The organism is Candidatus Nitrosocosmicus sp. R, from assembly GCF_054408505.1.
In genome coordinates this window covers 771,700-793,900 of sequence record NZ_CP167090.1, presented here as the reverse complement: position 1 = coordinate 793,900, position 22,201 = coordinate 771,700, and the positions used below count along the sequence as shown (strand labels likewise).

Genomic DNA, 22,201 nt, shown 5'->3' with positions numbered 1-22,201 from the left:
TATAGAGGATTCCAAACTGAGAAATTACTCCAGAACACACAAACAAATTAATAAACATTGTAGAAAATATATATGACGAAATCTTATGTCTCAGATCCCAAGTATAGGGTACGATATTATGCTGAAAAAGATGGTTGTTGTAATCCTTTCAATTATCCTATTGTCAATTTTTGGTTTATCATTGATTATTAGTTATCCGAACGTATTGGCGTCTACAATCAAACAACAAACGACCAATCAAATTTTGGAATATGAAAAGTGGAATTGTGGGATGGAAAGTGCACCAAATTCCAATTATTTTGTAACAGAATTTAAGGTACCGGAGATATGTAGTATCCCCATAGCTATTACTTTTGATAATGCAGAGAACAAGGTATGGTTCATCTCCACCAGGAATGGAACCTTATTTGGATTTGATCCGTCTAAACAGATATTTGAGTCCTACAGAATACCTTTCTGGTACTCAAGAGACCTTCCTGCGGGTAATTCTTGGAGTTGGGACATAAAACTAGATAATACGTTGAATAGCCTCTGGTTCACGGATGAAAAATTAAATTCGTTATGGAAGTTTGATAAAATAGAAAAGAAATTTTATAATTACCCCATTCCTTTTCATTCAGATTTTTTTTCTACCTCATATCCGATATCAATGGGATTTGAAAATAATAATAGCATGTATTTTGTAGGAATAAGATCTCTCTCTTTGTGGCATGGTCAAATAGATAAGATGATAAATGGAACCTCAGAAGGTCTCAAAGAAATACCAATTCCGCTAAAGAATGTATTTCAATCTATTCCAAATTACGAAGTAGGGCTGGGATCGTTGGCAATTGATAAAGTAAACAAAAAAATTTGGATAACAGCTCTAGCGTTTGAAAAAAAAGGTGTCTTAATCAGGTACAGTATAGCAGATAATAAATTTGATATCTTTGAATTACCTACAAACATTAAATCTCCAACGGGTATAGCAGTGGATTCGCACGGTAAAGTCTGGATAACAGACCATGCTACTAGCTCTTTTTACAAAATATCTCCTCCAGGGAACTCTAATAACCCAACAAGTCTGAATATAGAACATGTTGTAACATCACCACTTTCATCTAGAATTGTTGGAATTGATTATAACGACATCTCAAACAAATCTGTAAATCTATACAAAAATACCTTACCCTATTGGATAAAGACTACCAAAGATAATTCGATTTGGACTAACGAACATGTTGGAAACAAAATTGCGAGATTTGCCCCAGACAATGATACATTGATTGAGTATTGGATACCAACACAAAATATTCATTATTCTGTATGCGATCCTATCAATGGTAGCAATCAATGCGGCTACTCTAACGTACTGCAATTTGACGTATCGACAGAGTCATCCAATAATTCGTCGGGCATTGGATCAGGTGTCTGGTTTACAGAACAATCGGAAAATAAGATAGGTTTTATTAATTTAGATAAAGTTATCCCCATATCTCTGTCCGTTAATCCTAAAGTAATAAGCCTGCGTAATGGTAACAATAGTATTGAAAGTATAGAGATATCCGTTAACAAAAGTGATCCAGGTTTTGACTTCCAGAAACACATGCAAGCTTTCACCAACAATGGCACGATCTTCTTTAAGCCAATAATCTCAGGGACATTTGTACCTAATGGAGACTTAATGGGTATGCAGGTTTCTTTTAATCCTGAAATTATTGAAATTGACTCCCAAGAATTGATAGAAAATGAAACAACGCACCTAGGGAAGATAGATGTCACCCTGGGAGGAACGCAACATATTCCCCCAGGAAACTACTCCTTGATGATAGGATTAGAAGGCCAAGATTTTTCTATTTTAAAGAAAGTAGAATTAAAAAATTCAGATTGACAACCTGACCCACTTTTCTCAATTGAAAATTTATGCGTCAGCTGCACATCTAAAACCTGAAAAGAGTATCCGATCATGAGGTTTGAAATAGTTTCTGTAGCTACTACGTATTTGTTCTTTTGGAGTAGCAAAGCTCCCTCCACGAAGTACCTTTTGATTAATTGCCCATTTGTCAGTATATTCCTCAAATCTGGATTGAAAACCGGGATATAACACATATTCAGACGAAGTCCATTCCCAAACATCGCCGATCATTTGATAGCACCCGTAGTGACTCTTGCCTTTTGGGTAGCAACCGGCTTCAACAGGATGCCATAAATGAGAATCTAGAAGATTGGCGTTTTCATTAGTCATTTGAGTATTACCCCAAGGATAAATTGTTTTGGAATTAGAATTGCTATCCCATGAAGCAGCTTTTTCCCATTCGGCCTCAGTTGGCAACCTCTTTTTGGCCCATTTACAAAAAGCATCAGCTTCATAATAGCTCAAATTTACAACTGGTTCATCCATTCTAATTTCCTGAATACCTCGAAAATCCTTTTTTTTCCATTTTTTATCGTCTTTGTTAAACATCCAATAAAGCGGTGAGTTCCAATTTTCAGACAATACCATATCCCAGCCATCCGCTAACCAATATCGGTAATTTTGATATCCGCCTGCTTCAACAAATTCCAGGAATTCCTGGTTTGTAACTAATTTATTATCAATCTTGTACTTATTCAAATAAACTTGGTTTTCTGGTAACTCATTATCGTAACAAAACTCTTTACCTTTATAGCCAAGCAAAAATAAACCGCCATCAATATGTATCATTTCTTTTGGAACCTGTTCCACGACAAGAGGGGTATTAACCTTTCTTGGAACATAGTTGTCAGAATCGTCAGGAAATCGATTATAATAGTATTGAAAATCATAAATCATCAGCTCCTGATGCTGTCTTTCGTGATTAATTGCCGTATAGATGTCTAATATTAATTCATCTGAATAGTCTTTTGGGTCATTGGTTCTTAATTTTATAAAGTCTACAAATAGTTTCTCAATTTCCTTCCTGTACTTGATAGTTTGCATTACGGTGGGTCTTGGATATCTCCCTCTGTCACTTTTCTTGAGAATTGACCCGTATTTTTGATAATAAGAATTCAAATATGAGAGGTTAAAATCGTCATCATACCTGTTATAGATATTAGAATATTTTTCTAATATCTTGTGAAAAAACCATGTCACGTGTGCTATGTGCCAATTAGGCGGGCTTCCAAAATCACTCGACTGCATCACTGCATCCTCAATTTCCAGAGGAGAAAATAATTCCAAGGTCGTATTTCTCACATCCATGAACTCCTTGATCAACCCTTCAACTTGCAATGAGGTTTGCATACAGTATTTTAATAAATAAAAAAGTATTTTAACATAATTTACCTATTTCTATGATCTCATAATATCAAAGTTGAAATATCCAATAATATTATAGTAGTGTACTGATATAGTTTGGAAAACAGTGAATCACAACCATCAGGAATAGAACAAATTTCACAAGGTGACAATGGTCAAAGAAGATACCCCAATAATAGGAGTAATAGCAATGGAGGCAGTAATGGCAATGGAGGCGGTAGCTACAATAGATTTTTTAAGCCATCTCCAGTAAATGCAGGAGAAGAACACGAGATAGATATAGAATCTATGAGTAAAAGAGGGGATGCAGGTGTAGGAAGGATTCAAGGATTAGTAATTTTCGTTCCGAATACGAAAGTAGGAGACAAAGTCAAAGTTAAGATTACTCGAGTAGGAAGAGGTTATGCTACAGCAGATTTGGTAGAAGCTAAACCTGAAGAATAACCTTAAAAAACTTTTCTAGTTTTTTTCACAAATTTTCTCAATTATTTATGATTAAATGAGTTACCGCTTGACTCATGTAATGCAGTTACCTAGGAAGGTAATAATAGGGAACAATATTTTAAGGAATTCAGGAGAGTTCATCAAAAATAGTGACCAAAATATTAATAAAATTGCGATCATAACTGGTAAAAATGTTAAAAATAAAACAGCAGGGATTATAGAAGAGAGTTTAGCTGAAAGTAATCTCCAATTTGAATGGATAATTGCAAAAGAAGCATCATTCCAACAAGTCGACTCGATTACGAATCTACTAAATGATAGGAACATCTCCATCATTATAGGCCTGGGAGGAGGTAGATGTATAGATCTAGGAAAAATGGTAGCGACGAGGCTGAGAGTCTCGTTTGTCAGTATCCCCACATCAGCATCACATGATGGAATATCTAGTCCTTTTGTCTCGCTTAAGGGAAATGATAGACCCTATTCTATAAAGGCAGATACACCTGTAGAGATTATAGGAGATTTAGACATTATTTCAAACGCCCCCTATAGGCTAATCGCCAGTGGATGCGGAGATTTGATTGCAAAGACAACTGCTATCAAGGATTGGGAACTAGCAAGAGATTATAATAACGAGTACTATGGCGAATATGCAGCAAAGCTGGCCCATCTAGGATTTAGAATGGTTATAGATATTTCAAAGAAAATTATCAAAAATGAAATTACCGTTCAATTAACAAGGACTATAGTTGAAGGATTAATAAGTTCTGGAGTAGCGGCAGGTATAGCTGGAAGTAGCAGGCCGTGCTCAGGGTCAGAGCACCTCTTTAGCCATGCACTAGAATACATAACCGAAAATAAGTGCGGATTACATGGTGAAAGGGTGGGGATTGGAACTATCATAATGGCCAAATTACATAATTTAGATTGGTTAGAAATTAAAGATGCACTAAAAAGAATTGGTGCTCCCACGACCTCTAAGGGAATAAATGTTGATAAAGATCAATTAGTAGAAGCATTATTGCTTGCAAAGAAAATCCGGCCTGAAAGGTACACCATCTTGAATAGGCTTGATTATGGTCCGTCAAAATATCAAGACATTCTAGATGAAATAGGGATTTTAGATTAAAAAAATTTCTATATCGCGTATTAATGACAATAATAAAGTTAGGATTTTTCCTTTTTAGATTTAGGACCGACCTCTGCGGATTTGTCATCGATCTCTGTATTTTCTTTCTTATCCGTATCAGCATCCTCATTACCAGTATCATTGTCTACACCAGCATCAGTATTTTCCGCTTCTGAGGGTTTCTCCGCGGTTGAAACAGAATTAGTGTACTTTTCCAAAAATACTATCGTTTTCAGGGATGGAATAAATTTGAAAATATCTGTGGATATTCCCCTTTTGATAATTTGAATACCCTCTATCAAGAATGTATTTTCAGGAAGAGATATTTCTAGATCAGATTCTTTATTTACATATTTAACTTCCGCTAAATCTATAGGCAACCGTCGCCTAATCAGGTTTGAAATTTTTTCATTGTCATCATCCAGTTTTTTTACAATATTGGCAGAATATACAAGGGTCCTTCCTGCATATTTGTGGTTAAAATCAACTTGAACTCGTCCAGATCCAATAAAACGGATGATTCCAATTCGATCATCTAATTCTATTACATCTCCTATACTTACTTCATTTGCTTTTTCGCCTAGTTTCCGTAACGGGATCATCCGGACTTTAGAAGGATCTCGTTCACCAAATGCCTTTTCAGGCGGAATTTCAATATTTAGCGGTGTATCGGTACTTGACTCTAGTAAGGCTTCGTCCAAGCCTTTTAGTACCCAGCCTTCTCCCACACCCAATAAACGCGGTTCATATTTCTTATTTGGATCATAGTCGGGGTTATTTTTAACATCATCCGCTCTAGTTGTCTCAAAAATCTCATTAGTATCTTTAATCTTAGCAGTATAATCAAGTAGAATAAGAGAACCTTTTTCCAATGTCATAAAATTCGCTGTTAATTTTCCCTATATTAAGTTTGACAATAAAACAAAAATTAGGGTTTTATAATTTTGCAATGGCTTTATTGATTGCACCAGATGGCACATCGATGTTCATCATTCTCAATGCAGACTCTATGGCAGACAATGTCCTGACGACATGATATTTGTTAACTTCCCCCATTGATCCGATTCTAAAAACTTTACCTTTGAGGTTTCCAAACCCTCCTGCGACTAGGATCTTAAAATCATTAGACAAGATATCTCTAAATTTCTTATCGTCTATTCCAGGCAAATAATTAACAGCAATAACGACGTTACTCCGTGCATCGAGTTTCGCGTAAGGAGTCAATCCCATCGCTCCCAAACCTTCGTAGAAGGCCTCCGCACACCTTCTGTGTCGGTCAATCCTATTTGCTAACCCCTCCTCAAATATTAGATTAAGGGCTTCATCATAAGCATAACATAAGGGTAATGCAGGAGTAAAAGGTGTTTCATAATGTTCCTGATAATATTTAAAATATCTCTTGAGGTTAAAATAGAGAATAGGTGCAGAATTTTCTTGGATGTACTTTTTAGCCCTTGAACTTATGGAAATCGGGGAAACTCCCGGAGGAGCAGCTATAGCCTTTTGAGAAGCAGTGAGACATAAATCGATATTCCACTTATCTACGGGCAACTCATCACCACCTAATATAGATACAGAATCTGCGATAAAGAAACAATCATTTCTGGAACACAGGTCACCTAACTTGTCCATATACCTAATTGTCGTTCCTGTTGAAGTTTCATTGTAAACTGCATACAACGCTTTGATATCCTTATGTTTGTCAAAAACTTCTTCGAATTTTTCGAATGGAGGGTTCTCACCATATGGCGATTCGATTCTAATAGATTTCCCTCCCCAGCTATCAATCAAATCCGCTAATCTTGTGCTAAATTCACCGTTTACAGGAATTACTACCTTATCATCTTTTTTTATTAGGTTTACTACTGATGCTTCTACTGCACCGGTACCAGAGGAAGATAATAATACTATGTCACCTTGAGTCTGAAATAGCTTTTGAGTTTTTTCTATTATCGATCTATACAGTATTCTAAAATCTTCACTTCTATGATTAATTATAGGAGCTAACATAGCATTCATGACTCTGTTGGGAACATTGGTCGGTCCTGGCAACATTACTAGATATTCCATGGCAACTTTCAAAAATACAGGAAGCCTACCCGTTATTTATAAGTAATTCATTTGTTTTGGTCTCATATGGGGAAAGGTATTTGAATCAGCACCATAATAGGCTAGAGAAATTAATCAAACTCATAAATACTCAGAGAGAAAAACAAAAGAATACTAATAAGGTGGCCGTGATTCTTGATAAGCCCGAAGATATTTTCTATCTTACGGGTTTTTGGGGTGAAGGCATTTTAGTCATATTTGAAACTTATTCAAAACTAATAGTTCCAAAGTTAGAGTACTCACGCGCTTTAAGAATGTCCAAGGATTGTGATGTAATTTCATCAGAAAGAGGCAAAACCTTAACTAATTCTTTATTTAATCAATTAGATGAAAATTATTTCGTTTTCTATAGTAATAATAATCATCACATCATCAAAGAACTCGGTAAAAAAATAGGCAAAAGGGATCTAGTAGTTGACTATAACCCGGTAGAAAAACTACGGGAAATAAAAGATGCACAGGAAGTTGACAAAATAAGAAAAGCTTCTAATATAATTGATAAACTTTTTGAAGTTGCTACCAAGGAAATTAAAGTAAATATGGCTGAGGAAGAAATTCAGGCCATACTTGTATATGAAGCCCTCAAAATGGGTGCCAAATTTCCTTCTTATCAATTTACCTCTAACCCATTAATAATTGCAAGTGGATCACAAACTTCTTTTCCGCATGCTGAGACATCCAGGAGGATAATTAGGAAAAATGAATTCATAGTAATAGACATTACTTTAAGTTATGATCATTATGTTTCTGATGCGACCAGAACTTTTGGGATAGGAAGAATTTCAAATAAGATGAAAAATGTTTATGACATTGTAAAAGTTGCTCAGGAAAACGGAATTAGACGATTATCGGAAACTGATAATTTCGCATTGGTTGATGCAGCCTGCAGAGAAATAATTCAAAAGGAAGGGTTTGGAGAATATTTTATTCACTCAACTGGTCACGGCATCGGCCTAGAGGTCCATGAATCACCTTGGATAAGACCCAAAATAACAAGTCACATCCAAGAAAATATGACAATAACTATAGAGCCTGGCATATACTTGGAAAATAAATTCGGCGTAAGAATAGAGGATAGTTTATGCATAGGTAAAAGGAAGAATGGAAAAACTGGATTCGGATTTGATTCGCTAAATTTTAATTCCTTTAACAAAGAGTTGATTATCCTATGAATTGCTTTCAGCAAAGTAATTAAAACGAATAAAGGTGTCTAAATACCATCAGAAAAAAGATGTATTTGGGGATGAAGTAATTAGCTGCTCCAGTCTGAGTATCACAATGATGACCCTGCGACGAACTGACCCAATTGATCTAAATAAGAACAAATGTAAAGGTTCATCAGGGAAACATTTTGAAATAATAAAATGATTCTAAATTGAGGAAAACTGTTTTAATACAATCAATGTAAATAGCTTCTAACTAGCAAATGAAACCAATATCTCTATATAGCCATTGAGATTCACATCCACTCCCAAACTCTATTCGAAAATAAAATTGAACTTGCTATGCAATCAACTTAGATACAATAGGTTTTACTCAATATTTTTCTAATTAAAGTTTCTGACAGGTAAATTGCAGCGGTTTTCACACGAAGTTAATCGGTGGATTTTTTTATTTTGGAGGCTACCTATTGTATTAAAATATAATATTTCTTGAGTTACTCAGAGTCACTCTATTATTTAGAATCTTCTTAACACCTTTGGTTTTAGTAATTCGGGATGCCCTTTTAAATATCCGATTTTTTGTAAAATATCTGACTTGTCCTTAGGGAGTGTACCACCAATAGAGTATACGTTAGAAGCATGGTTTGCCCTAAAAATCACATCACGACTCACATTTATGCCGTCTATCAAACTGTTCAATTCATCTAATACACCAAGGTCGTCAAGTGGTAGAAAAGGCTCTTTGAACTTTGTATAAAACTCCTGCTCGATTTCAGGTTCCATATAAAGAGTTAATGCTCCAATATAATCCGGCTCTATCTCGCTTATTATTTTGGATGTATCTTCTGCATGCACCTTGGAATAATTCTTTCCACCTAGACCTAAAATGATCATACACGATAGAATGAATCCAGTGTCCTTTGCCTTTTTACAACTATCAACTATCATCGTAGACGTTGCACCCTTTGTTACTTTTTTAAGTACAGTATTATTGCCACTCTCGATGCCTAAATAAACCATATCTAATCCGGCATTTTGCAAGGATTTCAACTCAGTATGTGATTTTTCTAATAAATTTTTGGGCATCGAGTAACTTGATATCCTTTCTATGTTGTTGAATTTTTTTCGTATCTTTGAGAGAATATGAATCAATTTGGTTGTTTCCAAGTTTAGGGCGTCACCATCTGCCAAGAAGATCCGCTTGGTGTCTGGATAATAATTAGCCATCAAATCAATTTCTTGGTAAATTTCGTCAATTGACCTTTCCGAATACTCCTTAGTTCTGTACATATTACAAAATGAGCATTTGTTGAACGAACAACCTAATGTAACTTGAAAAATTAAAGATTGTGATTCAGATGGTGGACGATATAAAGGATAATCATAAACGAGCTCCATTAGATAGGGTGTGATAAACCACAATAAATAACTTATTCGATCAAATATTCAGAGCAATTTTTTTATTTTTTATTTCGTAGAAAGCAGATATCACAAACCCCACTTACCAAAATTAAATTCTAAATTAAATCTAAAGCATTTATCTGAAAAAGGGCCCTTTCTATTAGGTCCTAGGCTTAATCTGTACCATCACGGAGTGGTCAATTTATTTCTTGGATTGATAAAGAATCCTCACTTCATGTTAATGTTAATATAATACCAATTATTTTATTTTATAAAATATTTTACAAATCAAAAAAAAATAAAAAAAGAGATAAGGATAGATTCCTACTGATTTCCCTTGAACAAATTCATTAGCATTTCCAATGGATTCTTGGATTCTGTTGCATTTGTGCTGTTTCCGCTTGTTGCATTATCTACAGCTTGTCCAGCTTCGCTTGCTGTATTATTTGCTGCTTGACCTGCACTTTCTGTTGCATTATTTGCTGCTTGACCTGTTTCATTTGCTGCACCGCTTAAGCTCTCTGTAGCATTATCTCCAGCTTGTCCCATTTCACTTACTGTATTATTTGCTGCTTGACCTGCACTTTCTGTTGCATTACTTACTGCTTCACCTGTTTCATCTATTGCTCCTCCTATAGTATCACCTATAGATTGTTGAGCATTTACAGATTGGGTGAAATAATTTCCACCGCTACCGGCGATTAAAGAGATAATTCCTGCAAAAACGAACATCCCTAATGCATATTTAGTAAAATTCATTAGAAAGTATTAGTATGGGGTTGTTTTTAAAATTTACACATAATATTTTTATATTAAATTTAACAATTCATAAATTATATAGTAATCATATCGGATTTTTTACTAGATTTTTGATAATACTTAGTAATTATTGAAAATAATACATAGATAAATTAATTATGAAAAAAGTTAATGAGGTTTGATCTCTACAGGAGCAAAAAATTGGATCACTATGCTAAGTATGTAGAGTCCAAGGAGAAATACTCCAACACGAATGCCAATATATCTCCTAAACAGTGGAATCAGCGCCACAATAGTGATTGAAGTAGCTAACATCATCTGAAACCATAACATCTCGCTATTAGGAATGGTAGTAAAGAACCCGCCATGATACATGGCAGCTATTATTGCCACACCCAGTAAGAGAGAATTATTGAGTATTTTTGATCCGAGAACATTTGCAATAGCGATTGCAGCACCAGCAGCCCCCTTCCTGGCTAAAATCATCATAGAAATTTTTTCTGGCATTTCTCCTGCAATCGGACTGATTATTACTGCTAAAACAATAGTGGATACTCCAATATCTTCAGAAAAAGTCTGAAGAGAATCAATGAATGGACCAGCAGCGACCAAAATGCCAAGGGTCCCTGCTGCAAATGCCAAAATAGCTTTTGTCATTTCATTCTTATTAGTTAACACATGAACTGGAGCAGAAACTGATTTCCCTTCCACGGTCTTAACAACAGTGGGTTCGATGCTCTTTTGTTCTCTCTTCATTTCTATAAAAGCTATTAAAACGTAGGCTACAAACATTCCAATAAAAATGAAACCATCTATAAAATTATAGCCGTCAAGCAATAGAATTGCACTTATTAAAGCAGAAACCAATAGGAACAATTTATCAATTTTGAAGGTGCTAACATCAATTCTCTTTAGCGGTGCTTTTGATAACCTGGTAGTTGCAATTAGTAACATTAAAGCTAGACCGAGAGTCATCATCAAAATATTACTTCCAAGACCGGCGCCTATCGCAACTTCATAGAGACCTGCAGATGCTGCATAAATGACTATTGCTATTTCTGGAAGTGTGGTTGCGACACTCAGCAAGGTTCTACCTACAAACTTGGCTCCAAATCTGGTAGACAAATGTTCCGCACCGTATGAAAGTACCCAGCTTGCCAAGATGAGCCCACCCAGCCAAGCCAACATTAGTAGAAAATTCTCAATGTTCAAAAACATCTAAATTTATCTCAAAACAGCATATAAATTTAATATTTTATCTTAAATAATTTGTTAACTGAAAGGACAAAAAGCCCAGTAAAATCAAATTAAACAACGCATTAAATAACGATATGGATTTTGCAAGTAGCAATATCAACAAATACAATGAAATAAATAACTTGGTTTCAACCAGAAAGAATCCAATTATTGTCACATTTAAAAAGATGGAACTGAGAGAAATTCAATCCGATAGTTTATTGGAAGTAGCAGAAAATAAAGTCTTACAAGCATTCACGATTAATCAAAAAGAAATATTTGTTGAAGATGACGGTCTTTTCATAGAAGCCCTAAATGATTTTCCGGGTGTTTATTCTTCGTATGTAAGTAAAACAATTGGAAATGTAGGTATTCTCGACCTTCTAGCTAATAAAGTAAACAGAAAAGCGAGTTTCAAATCTATAATTGCATTCCATGATGGTCATAAAATTGAATCATTCACTGGAGAGATAAAAGGCGAAATCCCTCTCGAACTTACAGACGGGGGTTGGGGTTTCGATCCGATTTTCGTACCGGAAAATTCGGATCTAACGTTCGGTCAAATGGATTTGAAAACAAAGAATAGAATATCACATAGAAGGGTTGCTTTAGACAAATTTCTGAACTGGTATTTAAACCCAAGACCAAAATGATCACAATGCCTTTACTAATGGTGAGATTCTATCCATCTTGAAATAAATCGAGATTTGTTCTGCAAAACAACAATTCTAGATACTATACTTTCATCCATTATAGAGTAGTCTTCAAGGTGGGTTTTTAATCCGCTGGAAAACGCCCTTACTTCATCCATCTCCAACATATTTAATTCTTCCAACCTGTTTGTAGACATTCCAATATGCATATATGATTTCAATTCAATAAAATGTGGATTTCCTTTTTCAACTAATTCGGCAAAATCCTTAAGAAATGTAGGATTATCGTTGAAATTTCTAATCAATGTAAAGCGTAAAACTGTGCGGGTGTTAACTTGGGACATAAAACTAAGACTTTGAAGCCATCTCTCCCATGCATTTCTATGCCTTGGTCCATTTATTTTATAAAACATATTCTTGTTTGACGCGTTAGTGGACAAGTAGATTTGAGTTGGTAATGCATTTTCGTTGGCTAGCCTATACAACATTTCAGGTTCTTGGCCATTAGTTACCAAAAATATAGACTTTGTGGCCTTCAGCCCTGATAAGTATTTTATTAGCTCAGGCAATTTGGGATACATAGTTGGTTCACCTGAAAGAGAAACTGCATAATGTTCTGGAAAAAGAGATTCATCCAATTTAGAGACATTAACTCCTGTCTTCCCATAATATCCAACAATTAATTTTCGTCGTTCCTCTAAAAGGTTCTGAACAATTATTTCTGGATCATCAACCAAATGGGCCGGCATTTCCATCGTGTCGTAGAATTCAGTTGGTCTCCAACAATAAATGCATCGATTCTCACAATTTAGAGCTGTAGGAGTCATTTCCATACATCTATGAGTAGATATTCCATAAAATTTGTGCTTATAACATGAGCCACCATCCGAAAATGATTTTTTTGTCCAATGGCATAATTCTACGGCTGAATGATTAAAAACTCCATATTTGGCTTTTTTTAATTTTTGTTTGGCAGCAGGTGTGATTTGAATAAGATCAGTATCAGTATTACTGTGAGAGTATATTTCGCCAGAACAGCTCATCCCTTTAATGGATGAATATAGAAATATAAGTTTTGTACAGCAGCAGGATTAGATAACAAATTTTTGTTAGATATGCAGAGTTAAAACAATTATATATTAATAATTAATATAAAATTTTGATTCAATTCGTGGCCTTCGTAGTATAGCCTGGTCAGTATAGGCGGCTGTGGAATTCACTTAGTTTCTTAAAGAATACGGAAACCGCTTGAGGAGGGTTCAAATCCCTCCGAAGGCCCCTCAAGTCTATTTGCAATTTCTGCTAAAAAAATATTATTTTTATGATCGTAATATCCCCACAGGCAACCACTACTTAATAATGAACCAATTTTTTTTATCATAGTCGGCATCCCTGCAGCTCTACCCATATTTAATTGGGGTAGCAGACTTTTATGAAAGGATCGAATTAAGGGATATTTTGAAAACAATTCGAAAATAATCTAACTTGCAGGACAGTAATAATACTCGTTGAATCTACAACACAATTTTCCCGGATCAATTTGATGTGTATTCATAATAACATCACGATAATTTTGTTTCAGGAACTGCAGGAGGACATAGTAAAAAAAGGCTATTTCTAAATAGGGAATGATCTTATTTTCCTGTAAAAATTAATATCTCAAAGTCGCTGAATATAGATATGAATTCAAACAGCACAACTACAATTGATAACAAAAAACTCGAAGAATTTGTAATTAAGGCAATTGGAGATTTAGGCAGCAGTTTAGGGTCCATGATGATAATATTAGGAGACAGACTTGGTCTTTATAAGGCCCTGAGTCAATTTGGATCGATGACGTCAGATGAGTTAGCCCATAATACGAACACGGCAGAACGTTATATCAGAGAATGGCTTGCAAGTCAGGCAGCAGCAGGATATCTAGCCTATGATCCTGAAAATAAAAAATTTAGCTTATCAGCAGAGAATGCGATGGTCTTGGCAGATGAAAATAGTCCAGCATACCTTCTTGGTGGTTACCAAATTTTAAGATCCATATTTAAGGACGAAGATAAATTTGTAAAAATTTTTCAAACTGGAGAAGGACTGAGATGGGGTGACCACCATCACGACCTTTATGAAGGTACTGCAAAATTTTTCAAGCCTAATTATGCGAGCAACCTAGTTCAATCTTGGATCCCTTCTATTGAAGGAATCGAACAAATACTAAAAAAAGGGGGGAAAGTTGCAGACATAGGGTGCGGGTATGGTATTTCGACGACGATTATGGCACAAGAATATCCCAATTCTCAATTCTTTGGATTTGACAACCACCTACCCTCTATTGAGGCTGCAACTGCGAATGCCAAAAACGAAAAGGTAGACAAAAATGTAAAATTTTCTCAAGTTTCTGCTAACGAATCCATTGGTAACGACTACGACTTGGTGACTTTTTTTGATTGTCTCCACGACATGGGAGACCCCCTAGGAGCATTGAAATTCGCAAAACAGTCTCTAAAACCGAACGGATCGTGTATGATAGTAGAACCCATGGCAAATGATAAAATAGAAGATAACCTGAACATGGTAGGAAGGATATATTACGCAGCCTCATCTATAATTTGCGTCCCCAATTCCCTTGCAGATAAAGGAATTGCGCTTGGAGCACAGGCAGGTGAGAATAGGATCAGGAATTTGGCTCTCGAGGCAGGATTTACAAAATTCAGACGTGCTACTCAGACACCGTTTAATATTATATATGAAGCAAAATAGATATGGAATCAAACCATATCGAATTTGATTCAATGATTGTTTATATTCCTCAATATTTCTAGCTTATTGGAATAAGATTGTCTATTCGACAGAAAAATCAATATAACGTTATATATGCACAAAATTCCAGTGAATCCTACACGGGCTAACAACACCTTGGAAGTACATTTATTCAATCATAGACTTAAAATTTTTATATACTATCTTTGAGATAGTTTCTAACTCTGATACGTTCCTATCGATATCATTAACCAATCCATACCTACTTAAATTTTCATTTTTCAACTCTTTGTGATACTTGCGAATCCAATTTTGAATCATATTTTTTGTTACCTCCAAATGAAACTGAATTCCAATAGCATTTCTAAATTTAAATGCCTGGATATATAAGTCTGATTCGGACAAAATTTCGGCTTCACTAGGCAAGGTAAATGTATCACCATGCCAGTGAAACACCCGGATTTTACTCCCAAGTATTTTATCAAATATAGTCGATTGGCCTTTACTTGTTATTCGTACTTCGCCCCAGCCGATCTCTTTTTTTGGTCCTCTGTAGACTTTTCCTCCACAGCTTGAAGCGATCAGTTGCGAGCCGAGGCAAATTCCAAAAATCGGGATCCCAAGATTGAAGGAAGAATGGATTAATTTCTTTTCTTCAAGGAGGTAATCAAAATTATCATTAACAGACATTGGCCCACCAAGAATAAAAACTGCGTCGTAGTCTGGTAAATTTTGGGACTTTATTGTCTTATGAGTGGCAAGGAGTTCTTTGACCTTGAATCCATCTGATAGCAAATAACTTTTCAAGTTGCCCAAGGTCTCAATCGAGATATTCTTTATACAAAGAACTTGGTTAGTATGACCCAAATTAAAAAATGGTATTCAATACATATTTAAAAACATTATATAACCAAGAGTTCAACTCCTCATGACTAGACGACATGGATTTTAAAGAGATTCTTTTCTTAACGTACAGCTCCATTAAGGAGAGAAAAACAAGGAATGCTCTAACAATCCTAATGATCATTATGGGTTGCGGATTACTAGTTTCTCTCAATAGTCTATCTCAAGGCTTAATATACTTTGTAGAACAAAATTTTAAGAAAATTCTTCCTAATCAAATAGTTATATCGAATACAGATAAAATACAAGGATCTAGTATAGATGGGATACAGAACAAACTACAAGTGCTTTTCGACCAAAATATGACCTTAGTTGGAAAAAATATTCCCTTTGATAATAATGCCATTCAATACTTGAAAAACATCCCCGGTGTTCAACTGATAAATCCAGCTTTTCAAGGTGTAGCAATGTTAAATTATCAAAATTATTCCCAAGTATCGAATGTATTGGCTGTAGACTTTAATAACTTGACTAATATAATCCCTGATTTAGACAAAGGATTTAATGGTCTAAACTTAACATCTCAAAATCATGTCATCATCCCTCAGAAAATAAGTGAGAAAATTTTCCTAAATTCCTCAGGTCTAATCATCAACAACGCTGTAGAAAACAAAGACAGAGACCAATTTATAGATAATAATAAGGTAACAATAAATAACTTAAAGGAACTTACTGGCAGCAAATCAAATTTGGACATTAATAGTACTTTTGCAGTCCTTGGAATCATAAATTCCACTGGAAATCCGATCATAGACAACTCTATCTTCATTGACGTACACAAAGGAAAAGAAATCCTGGAAAAATCAGACGATTACGATTTGTTATTTTTAACATATGACAATATTGATAAAGTAGACAACATTGTAAAAGATGTTCAAAAGTACTTTAATAATCAAGTAACTATACTTAATTCACTTGAAATTCTCAAAAGTTTGACTAAATTCATCATTGGAATTAGCACATTTATTTCAAGTATTGCGATATTTTCTCTGATAGTGGGATCCATCGGGATAATTATCACCATTTATACCTCAGTAGTGGAGAGAACCAGAGAAATCGGGATAATCAAGGCATTAGGTGGAACAAATCGAGTCATACTTGGAATGTTTTTGACGGAATCTATATTTTTGGGGATCATTGGGGCAATAGTAGGAATTGTATTTGGGTTTTTAGGTTCACACGTTCTTCTAAGTGGCTTCCTTTATTTTCTAAATCTACCTCTAAATATTTATCCCGTATTTAATATAATAGAAATATCGAAAATTGGCATTATCGTTATTGTTTTGAGTATTTTTTCGGGTCTGTATCCGGCTTACAAGGGATCTAAAATTTCTCCAGTTCATGCGTTGTCAAAATATTCTTAGATAAATAATGCAAAATATTATCTAGCTGATAGAACATATAGATCTAGATAAACTTGTTGAAGAGATTTCTTTTGGAAAGTGACATAATCTATCAGTTACATATGAGGTAATCGATCTTGGGAAATTTTCAATTATCAAACAATCTAGTTCCCAGTGGAGATCAGCCAACCGCAATTAAAGGGTTAATGGATGGAATGGAAACAAATAAAAAAAGACAGATACTCCTTGGAGTTACTGGCAGTGGTAAAACGTATACAGTTGCCAATGTAATAGCCAAATACAATAAAAATACTTTAGTTATATCTCACAACAAAACATTGTCGGCCCAACTGTATGCTGAGTTTAAAGAATTTTTTCCAAATAATAATGTTGGCTATTTTGTGAGCTTTTATGATTATTACCAACCAGAAAGTTATTTGCCTCAAACTGATACCTACATAGAAAAGGATACCGAAATAAATGAAAAAATCGAACAAATGCGTCTTGAAGCAACATCGATGTTATTATCGGGCGAACCAACAATCATCATTGCCACTGTTTCATGTATCTATTCATTAGGTTCACCCCATGAATGGAAAGAGCAATCTCTCATGCTTAAGAAGGAAATGGAGATGGATAGAAGAAGCATCATTCGGAATCTAATAAAAATAAGATATGAAAGAAATGACTTGGATTTGACAAGCGGGTCCTTCAGTACCAGAGGAGATATCATAGATATAATTCCAGGATATTCTGAGGATATAATAAGGATTAATCTTTTCGGACAAAATATTGAAAAAATTACGGTGATTGATAAAATTACTAGAGAGATTAAAAAAGAACTAGATTCGATAATCATTTTTCCGGCCAAACACTACATCGTGGACGAAAGTAGTCAGAAAAGGGCGCTATTATCAATAAAGAAAGAATTAGAAGAATGGTACCCCAATTTGCCCACCGAACTAGAAAGGCAAAGATTACTGTCTAGGACAAATTATGATCTCGAAATGCTATCGGAATTAGGATATTGCAGTGGAATAGAGAATTATTCGAGACATTTTGATGGCAGAAAGAGAGGTCAACCGGCTTATTGTCTTTTAGATTTTTTTGATAAAGATTTTCTGTTAGTAATAGATGAATCACACGTAACTTTACCCCAGATTATGGGAATGTACAAAGGAGATTATTCAAGGAAAAAAACATTGATAGATTATGGATTCCGATTACCCAGTGCATTTGATAACCGACCTCTAAAGTTTGAAGAGTTTGAAAAATATCTCAACAATGTAATATTTGTATCCGCAACACCCGGAAAGTATGAAATTAATAACCATGATAATCTTATTGAGCAATTAGTAAGACCCACAGGACTAGTCGATCCACAAATAGAAATAAAAAAGACTGAAGGTCAGATTCCAGATCTAATCCACCAGATTCGAGAAAGAGTTTCTAAGAAGCAGAGAACATTAGTAACGACATTGACAAAGAAGATGGCCGAAGACATGGCAGACTATCTGTCTAGAAACGGGATAAAGGTAAGATATATCCATTCAGAAATTAATGGGCTGGAACGAACTGAATTACTGAGGCAGCTTAGGATAGGAGAGTTTGATGTATTAGTTGGTATAAATCTATTGAGGGAAGGGTTAGACTTGCCTGAAGTTTCGCTTGTGGCTATTTTGGACGCTGACAAGGAAGGGTTCTTAAGAAATTATACTAGTCTTATTCAAACATTCGGAAGGGCTGCTAGGAATATTGATGGCAAGGTAATTTTGTATTCAGGTTCGGTGACCAAATCCATAAGGGAAGCAGTAATAGAAACTAATAGAAGGCGAAAAAAGCAAATCGAATTTAACTTTGAAAATAAGATCGAACCTAAAAGTATCTTAAAACCGATACCTCAAAAGAATTCAAATATCTCAAACTTGGAAGTTAATTTGAAAACAATGACTAGAAATGATTTAATAGAGTTATCAACCAAAATAGAGACTCAGATGAACAAATTTGCAGAGGAATTGGAGTTTGAAAAAGCAATTGAACACAGACAAAATCTCAAAAAGGTAAATGAAATTCTGCTAAAACTGACATCTAGTTAATGTAAAATGGAAAATAAAATAATAATTAAAGGAGCAAAACAACACAATCTAAAAAATCTCAACTTAGAAATTCCAAAGAATAAATTAGTTGTAATTACAGGTTTATCCGGTTCTGGGAAATCCACTCTAGCATTTGATACCATTTTTGCTGAGGGACAGAGGAGATATGTAGAATCGCTTTCGGCATATGCAAGACAGTTCTTGCAAATCATGGATAAACCTGATGTAGATGTAATAGATGGGCTTTCACCAGCAATAGCCATCCAACAGAAAACGACCAACAAGAATCCTCGCTCGACTGTAGGAACAATTACTGAAATCTATGATTACCTTAGATTGTTGTTTTCAAAAATTGGTATTCCATATTGTCCTAAATGCGGAACAGAAATATCCTACCAATCCTTAGAGTCAATAGTTAGGTCAATTCTTGATCTAAGTAAAAGTAAAATAGACGAAGGAATGTTATTAATTTTAGCTCCTGTTATTAGAGAAAAAAAAGGGACATATGAGAAGATCTTGGAATCTCTGCAGGAACAAGGTTATTCTCGGATCAGAGTTGATAAGGAAATAATAGATATTTCAGATAGTAAACGACTTGATATCATTTCAGCAAAGGAGAAACATTTAAGACATTCAATTGAGATTGTTATCGACAGAATATCAAATAACAAAATATTGGAAGAAAAAGACAGAGTTTTTGAGGCAGTACAAAATGCAATTGATAAAGGCGGTGGCATCGTCATGGTTTTAATTGAGGGCAAGGAATATTTATTTTCCCAAAAAAATTCATGCCCTCTCTGTAACATAAGTATTGGGGAAATGGAACCTAGATTTTTCTCTTTCAATTCCCCATTTGGAGCATGCCCAAGTTGCCACGGATTAGGCGTCGAAACAGAGTTTGATGTTGACTTGATAATACCTGACAAGACCAAAACTATTTTAGATGGTGCGATTAAGCCATGGTCAGCAGGTCATTTTGCAAGTTTTAGAACATCTATGTTAAAGGATGTGGGTAAAAGATTTGGATTTAATCTAAACACCCCAATCGATAGAATGAGCGGAGAGCAGATTAACGTCATACTAAATGGAACAAATTCAAAGATTAAATATAATTATACCTCAAGATCGAGTGATAGTTCATGGGAATACTCTGGTAAGTTCGAGGGCGTAGTTTCCAATCTACAAAGAATATTCAATGAGACTGATTCAGAATCAAAGCGCGAAGAAATTAGAAAATTTATGATTGAAAAACCATGTGAACAATGTAGCGGTCAAAGATTAAGAAAAGAGGTACTCTCTGTAAGGATAGATGGAAAATCCATAATGGACATTTGTAACCTTCCTGTAGAAAAGACTATAGATTTCTTTAGTAACATTACTCTCAATAATAGTGATCTAATAATCTCAAAACAAATATTAAAAGAGATTAATAGCAGACTAAAGTTTCTATCAAATGTGGGTTTGAATTATTTGAACCTGAATAGGAATGCAGGTACTCTTTCAGGCGGAGAATCGCAAAGAATCAGATTAGCTACCCAGATTGGAACTAATCTTACCGGTGTCCTATATGTTTTGGATGAACCAACTATTGGACTACATCAGAGAGACAATAACCTACTGATAAACACTCTCTTCAAATTGAGAGAGATCGGAAATACCGTTATTGTTGTAGAACATGACGAGGAAGTAATTAAAAGTGCTGACTGGATTATAGATATTGGCCCAAAAGCGGGGATACACGGAGGGCAAATAGTTGCACAAGGAGAACTACACGATATATTGGAAAATAAGGATTCCCTGACTGCAGATTATTTAATTGGAAGAACAGTTGTAAACGAAAATCATCAACGCAAACATATTGGAGACAGATTTATCAAAGTTTTTGGTGCAAATGAGAACAACCTTAAAGATATTAATCCCATTTTTCCCTTAGGTGTAATTACAGTAGTCACAGGTGTTTCTGGGTCTGGAAAATCTACACTCGTAAACGATATATTATTTAACCATTTGACTAATCATTTTTATAAATCTAAAGAAAGGGTCGGAAAACATCATAAGATTGTCGGGATAGAGAACATTGACAAGGTTATAGGGATAGATCAATCTCCAATTGGACGAACACCACGATCTAATGCTGTTACCTACGTAAATGCCTTTACCTTCATTAGAGATTTATTTTCAAAGACACAATTATCAAAGGAACGAGGCTATAAGATGGGAAGATTTTCATTTAATGTGCCTGGCGGCAGATGCGATATGTGCGACGGTGCCGGTGTCAGAAAAATAGAAATGCAATTCTTGCCTGATGTATATATTACCTGTGACCAATGTAAAGGATCCCGATATAATAGCGAAACTCTGACAGTCAAATATAAAGGAAAAAGCATTTCGGATGTTCTAAACATGACTGTGGAGGAAGCACTAGAGTTCTTTAAAAACAATACCCCAATTCGAAACAAGCTAAAGTTGTTAGATGAAGTAGGTCTTGGGTATTTACATCTGGGTCAACCTGCTACCACACTATCAGGAGGGGAGGCACAGAGGATAAAATTAGCAACCGAACTATCAAAAAGGGATTCAGGTAATACGATATACATTTTAGATGAGCCAACAACAGGACTGCATTTTGCAGATGTAAAGAAATTATTAAAAATATTATTTAGATTAAGAGAACTAGGAAATACAATCATTGTAATTGAGCATAACCTTGATATCATCGCCTCTGCCGACTGGATTATTGATTTAGGTCCTGAGGGTGGAAATAAAGGAGGACAAATCGTAGCCACTGGGACTCCAGAAGAGATATCAGAGAACAATTCAAGTTTCACCGGACAGTATCTAAAGAAAAAAATAAGAACATTAAAAGAGAAAGAATTGGTCGTAAAGAAAAGCAGGTAAATGGATATGTGGTTTGGGAGGAAAGAATCATCATTCCCTTTAAATAAATGATGGTTA

The 22,201-nt window shown here is 35.0% G+C and carries 17 protein-coding genes and 1 tRNA gene; 10 read left to right on the top strand and 8 right to left on the bottom strand.

The genetic code is table 11. The features are described from left to right. Nucleotides 1–130 precede the first annotated feature (130 nt). On the top strand, nucleotides 131–1,870 hold the full coding sequence (locus AAGU22_RS04115) for a Vgb family protein (RefSeq protein WP_458720963.1): 1,740 nt from the start codon (nucleotides 131–133) through the stop codon (nucleotides 1,868–1,870). Nucleotides 1,871–1,900: 30 nt separating this feature from the next. Here AAGU22_RS04115 and egtB read toward each other — a convergent pair whose 3' ends face one another. Continuing rightward, the gene (gene egtB, locus AAGU22_RS04110) at nucleotides 1,901–3,244 is read right to left on the bottom strand and encodes an ergothioneine biosynthesis protein EgtB (RefSeq protein ID WP_458720962.1); all 1,344 of its coding nucleotides are present in this window, start codon (nucleotides 3,242–3,244) and stop codon (nucleotides 1,901–1,903) included. A 111-nt stretch (nucleotides 3,245–3,355) separates the two neighbouring features. Between egtB and AAGU22_RS04105 the strand changes: the two genes are divergently transcribed. Together AAGU22_RS04105 and AAGU22_RS04100 are read left to right on the top strand one after the other, a co-directional pair. Then, nucleotides 3,356–3,703, top strand: a complete 348-nt coding sequence (locus tag AAGU22_RS04105; protein ID WP_458720961.1) for a TRAM domain-containing protein — start codon at nucleotides 3,356–3,358, stop codon at nucleotides 3,701–3,703. A gap of 79 nt (nucleotides 3,704–3,782) precedes the next feature. Next, the gene (locus AAGU22_RS04100; protein WP_458720960.1) at nucleotides 3,783–4,832 is read left to right on the top strand and encodes a sn-glycerol-1-phosphate dehydrogenase; all 1,050 of its coding nucleotides are present in this window, start codon (nucleotides 3,783–3,785) and stop codon (nucleotides 4,830–4,832) included. Nucleotides 4,833–4,870: 38 nt separating this feature from the next. On the opposite strand, the gene AAGU22_RS04095 is transcribed toward AAGU22_RS04100, so the two are convergent. Both AAGU22_RS04095 and AAGU22_RS04090 read right to left on the bottom strand, forming a co-directional pair. Next, nucleotides 4,871–5,710 (bottom strand): FKBP-type peptidyl-prolyl cis-trans isomerase, encoded by an 840-nt coding sequence (locus tag AAGU22_RS04095; RefSeq protein WP_458720959.1) that lies wholly within the window; start codon nucleotides 5,708–5,710, stop codon nucleotides 4,871–4,873. 58 nt (nucleotides 5,711–5,768) lie between these two features. Beyond that, nucleotides 5,769–6,902: a pyridoxal-phosphate-dependent aminotransferase family protein gene (locus AAGU22_RS04090; protein WP_458721737.1), complete on the bottom strand. Its 1,134-nt coding sequence runs from the start codon at nucleotides 6,900–6,902 to the stop codon at nucleotides 5,769–5,771. A gap of 80 nt (nucleotides 6,903–6,982) precedes the next feature. Here AAGU22_RS04090 and AAGU22_RS04085 point away from each other — a divergent pair, with 80 nt between their 5' ends. Further along, a complete protein-coding gene (locus AAGU22_RS04085) occupies nucleotides 6,983–8,113 on the top strand; it encodes a M24 family metallopeptidase (protein WP_458720958.1) in 1,131 nt (376 codons plus the stop codon). Between the two features lie 507 nt (nucleotides 8,114–8,620). On the opposite strand, the gene AAGU22_RS04080 is transcribed toward AAGU22_RS04085, so the two are convergent. The 3 genes from AAGU22_RS04080 to AAGU22_RS04070 form a co-directional block, all read right to left on the bottom strand. Beyond that, entirely contained in the window at nucleotides 8,621–9,502 is an 882-nt protein-coding gene (locus AAGU22_RS04080; RefSeq protein ID WP_458720957.1) for a radical SAM protein, read from the bottom strand. Nucleotides 9,503–9,829: 327 nt separating this feature from the next. Beyond that, a complete protein-coding gene (locus AAGU22_RS04075; RefSeq protein WP_458720956.1) occupies nucleotides 9,830–10,264 on the bottom strand; it encodes a hypothetical protein in 435 nt (144 codons plus the stop codon). Nucleotides 10,265–10,432: 168 nt separating this feature from the next. Beyond that, a complete protein-coding gene (locus AAGU22_RS04070; protein ID WP_458720955.1) occupies nucleotides 10,433–11,482 on the bottom strand; it encodes a sodium:calcium antiporter in 1,050 nt (349 codons plus the stop codon). 113 nt (nucleotides 11,483–11,595) lie between these two features. On the opposite strand from AAGU22_RS04070, the gene rdgB reads away from it, so the two are divergent. Continuing rightward, nucleotides 11,596–12,153 (top strand): RdgB/HAM1 family non-canonical purine NTP pyrophosphatase, encoded by a 558-nt coding sequence (rdgB, locus tag AAGU22_RS04065; protein WP_458720954.1) that lies wholly within the window; start codon nucleotides 11,596–11,598, stop codon nucleotides 12,151–12,153. A 14-nt stretch (nucleotides 12,154–12,167) separates the two neighbouring features. On the opposite strand, the gene twy1 is transcribed toward rdgB, so the two are convergent. Next, on the bottom strand, nucleotides 12,168–13,196 hold the full coding sequence (twy1, locus tag AAGU22_RS04060; RefSeq protein WP_458720953.1) for a 4-demethylwyosine synthase TYW1: 1,029 nt from the start codon (nucleotides 13,194–13,196) through the stop codon (nucleotides 12,168–12,170). 131 nt (nucleotides 13,197–13,327) lie between these two features. Between twy1 and AAGU22_RS04055 the strand changes: the two genes are divergently transcribed. Together AAGU22_RS04055 and AAGU22_RS04050 are read left to right on the top strand one after the other, a co-directional pair. Continuing rightward, nucleotides 13,328–13,431, top strand: a tRNA-His gene (locus AAGU22_RS04055). Nucleotides 13,432–13,833: 402 nt separating this feature from the next. Next, the gene (locus AAGU22_RS04050; RefSeq protein ID WP_458720952.1) at nucleotides 13,834–14,904 is read left to right on the top strand and encodes a class I SAM-dependent methyltransferase; all 1,071 of its coding nucleotides are present in this window, start codon (nucleotides 13,834–13,836) and stop codon (nucleotides 14,902–14,904) included. Nucleotides 14,905–15,072: 168 nt separating this feature from the next. Here the strand turns inward: AAGU22_RS04050 and AAGU22_RS04045 are convergent, their stop codons facing one another. Further along, complete coding sequence (locus AAGU22_RS04045; RefSeq protein WP_458720951.1) at nucleotides 15,073–15,771, bottom strand: type 1 glutamine amidotransferase; 699 nt, start codon at nucleotides 15,769–15,771, stop codon at nucleotides 15,073–15,075. A 74-nt stretch (nucleotides 15,772–15,845) separates the two neighbouring features. On the opposite strand from AAGU22_RS04045, the gene AAGU22_RS04040 reads away from it, so the two are divergent. From AAGU22_RS04040 to uvrA, 3 genes are all read left to right on the top strand, one after another. After that, nucleotides 15,846–17,171, top strand: a complete 1,326-nt coding sequence (locus AAGU22_RS04040; protein ID WP_458720950.1) for an ABC transporter permease — start codon at nucleotides 15,846–15,848, stop codon at nucleotides 17,169–17,171. A gap of 116 nt (nucleotides 17,172–17,287) precedes the next feature. After that, a complete protein-coding gene (gene uvrB, locus AAGU22_RS04035; protein WP_458720949.1) occupies nucleotides 17,288–19,246 on the top strand; it encodes an excinuclease ABC subunit UvrB in 1,959 nt (652 codons plus the stop codon). A gap of 6 nt (nucleotides 19,247–19,252) precedes the next feature. Beyond that, nucleotides 19,253–22,144 (top strand): excinuclease ABC subunit UvrA, encoded by a 2,892-nt coding sequence (gene uvrA / locus AAGU22_RS04030; protein ID WP_458720948.1) that lies wholly within the window; start codon nucleotides 19,253–19,255, stop codon nucleotides 22,142–22,144. The last annotated feature ends 57 nt before the right edge of the window (nucleotides 22,145–22,201 follow it).

Bases quoted from the DNA above. Each gene is read 5' to 3' on its own strand.
- AAGU22_RS04115 (WP_458720963.1), top strand. From the start codon at position 131: ATGGTTGTTGTAATCCTTTCAATTATCCTATTGTCAATTTTTGGTTTA.
- egtB (WP_458720962.1), bottom strand. From the start codon at position 3,244: ATGCAAACCTCATTGCAAGTTGAAGGGTTGATCAAGGAGTTCATGGAT.
- AAGU22_RS04100 (WP_458720960.1), top strand. From the start codon at position 3,783: ATGCAGTTACCTAGGAAGGTAATAATAGGGAACAATATTTTAAGGAAT.
- AAGU22_RS04095 (WP_458720959.1), bottom strand. From the start codon at position 5,710: ATGACATTGGAAAAAGGTTCTCTTATTCTACTTGATTATACTGCTAAG.
- AAGU22_RS04090 (WP_458721737.1), bottom strand. From the start codon at position 6,902: ATGGAATATCTAGTAATGTTGCCAGGACCGACCAATGTTCCCAACAGA.
- AAGU22_RS04080 (WP_458720957.1), bottom strand. From the start codon at position 9,502: ATGGAGCTCGTTTATGATTATCCTTTATATCGTCCACCATCTGAATCA.
- AAGU22_RS04075 (WP_458720956.1), bottom strand. From the start codon at position 10,264: ATGAATTTTACTAAATATGCATTAGGGATGTTCGTTTTTGCAGGAATT.
- AAGU22_RS04070 (WP_458720955.1), bottom strand. From the start codon at position 11,482: ATGTTTTTGAACATTGAGAATTTTCTACTAATGTTGGCTTGGCTGGGT.
- rdgB (WP_458720954.1), top strand. From the start codon at position 11,596: ATGGATTTTGCAAGTAGCAATATCAACAAATACAATGAAATAAATAAC.
- twy1 (WP_458720953.1), bottom strand. From the start codon at position 13,196: ATGAGCTGTTCTGGCGAAATATACTCTCACAGTAATACTGATACTGAT.
- AAGU22_RS04050 (WP_458720952.1), top strand. From the start codon at position 13,834: ATGAATTCAAACAGCACAACTACAATTGATAACAAAAAACTCGAAGAA.
- AAGU22_RS04040 (WP_458720950.1), top strand. From the start codon at position 15,846: ATGGATTTTAAAGAGATTCTTTTCTTAACGTACAGCTCCATTAAGGAG.
- uvrA (WP_458720948.1), top strand. From the start codon at position 19,253: ATGGAAAATAAAATAATAATTAAAGGAGCAAAACAACACAATCTAAAA.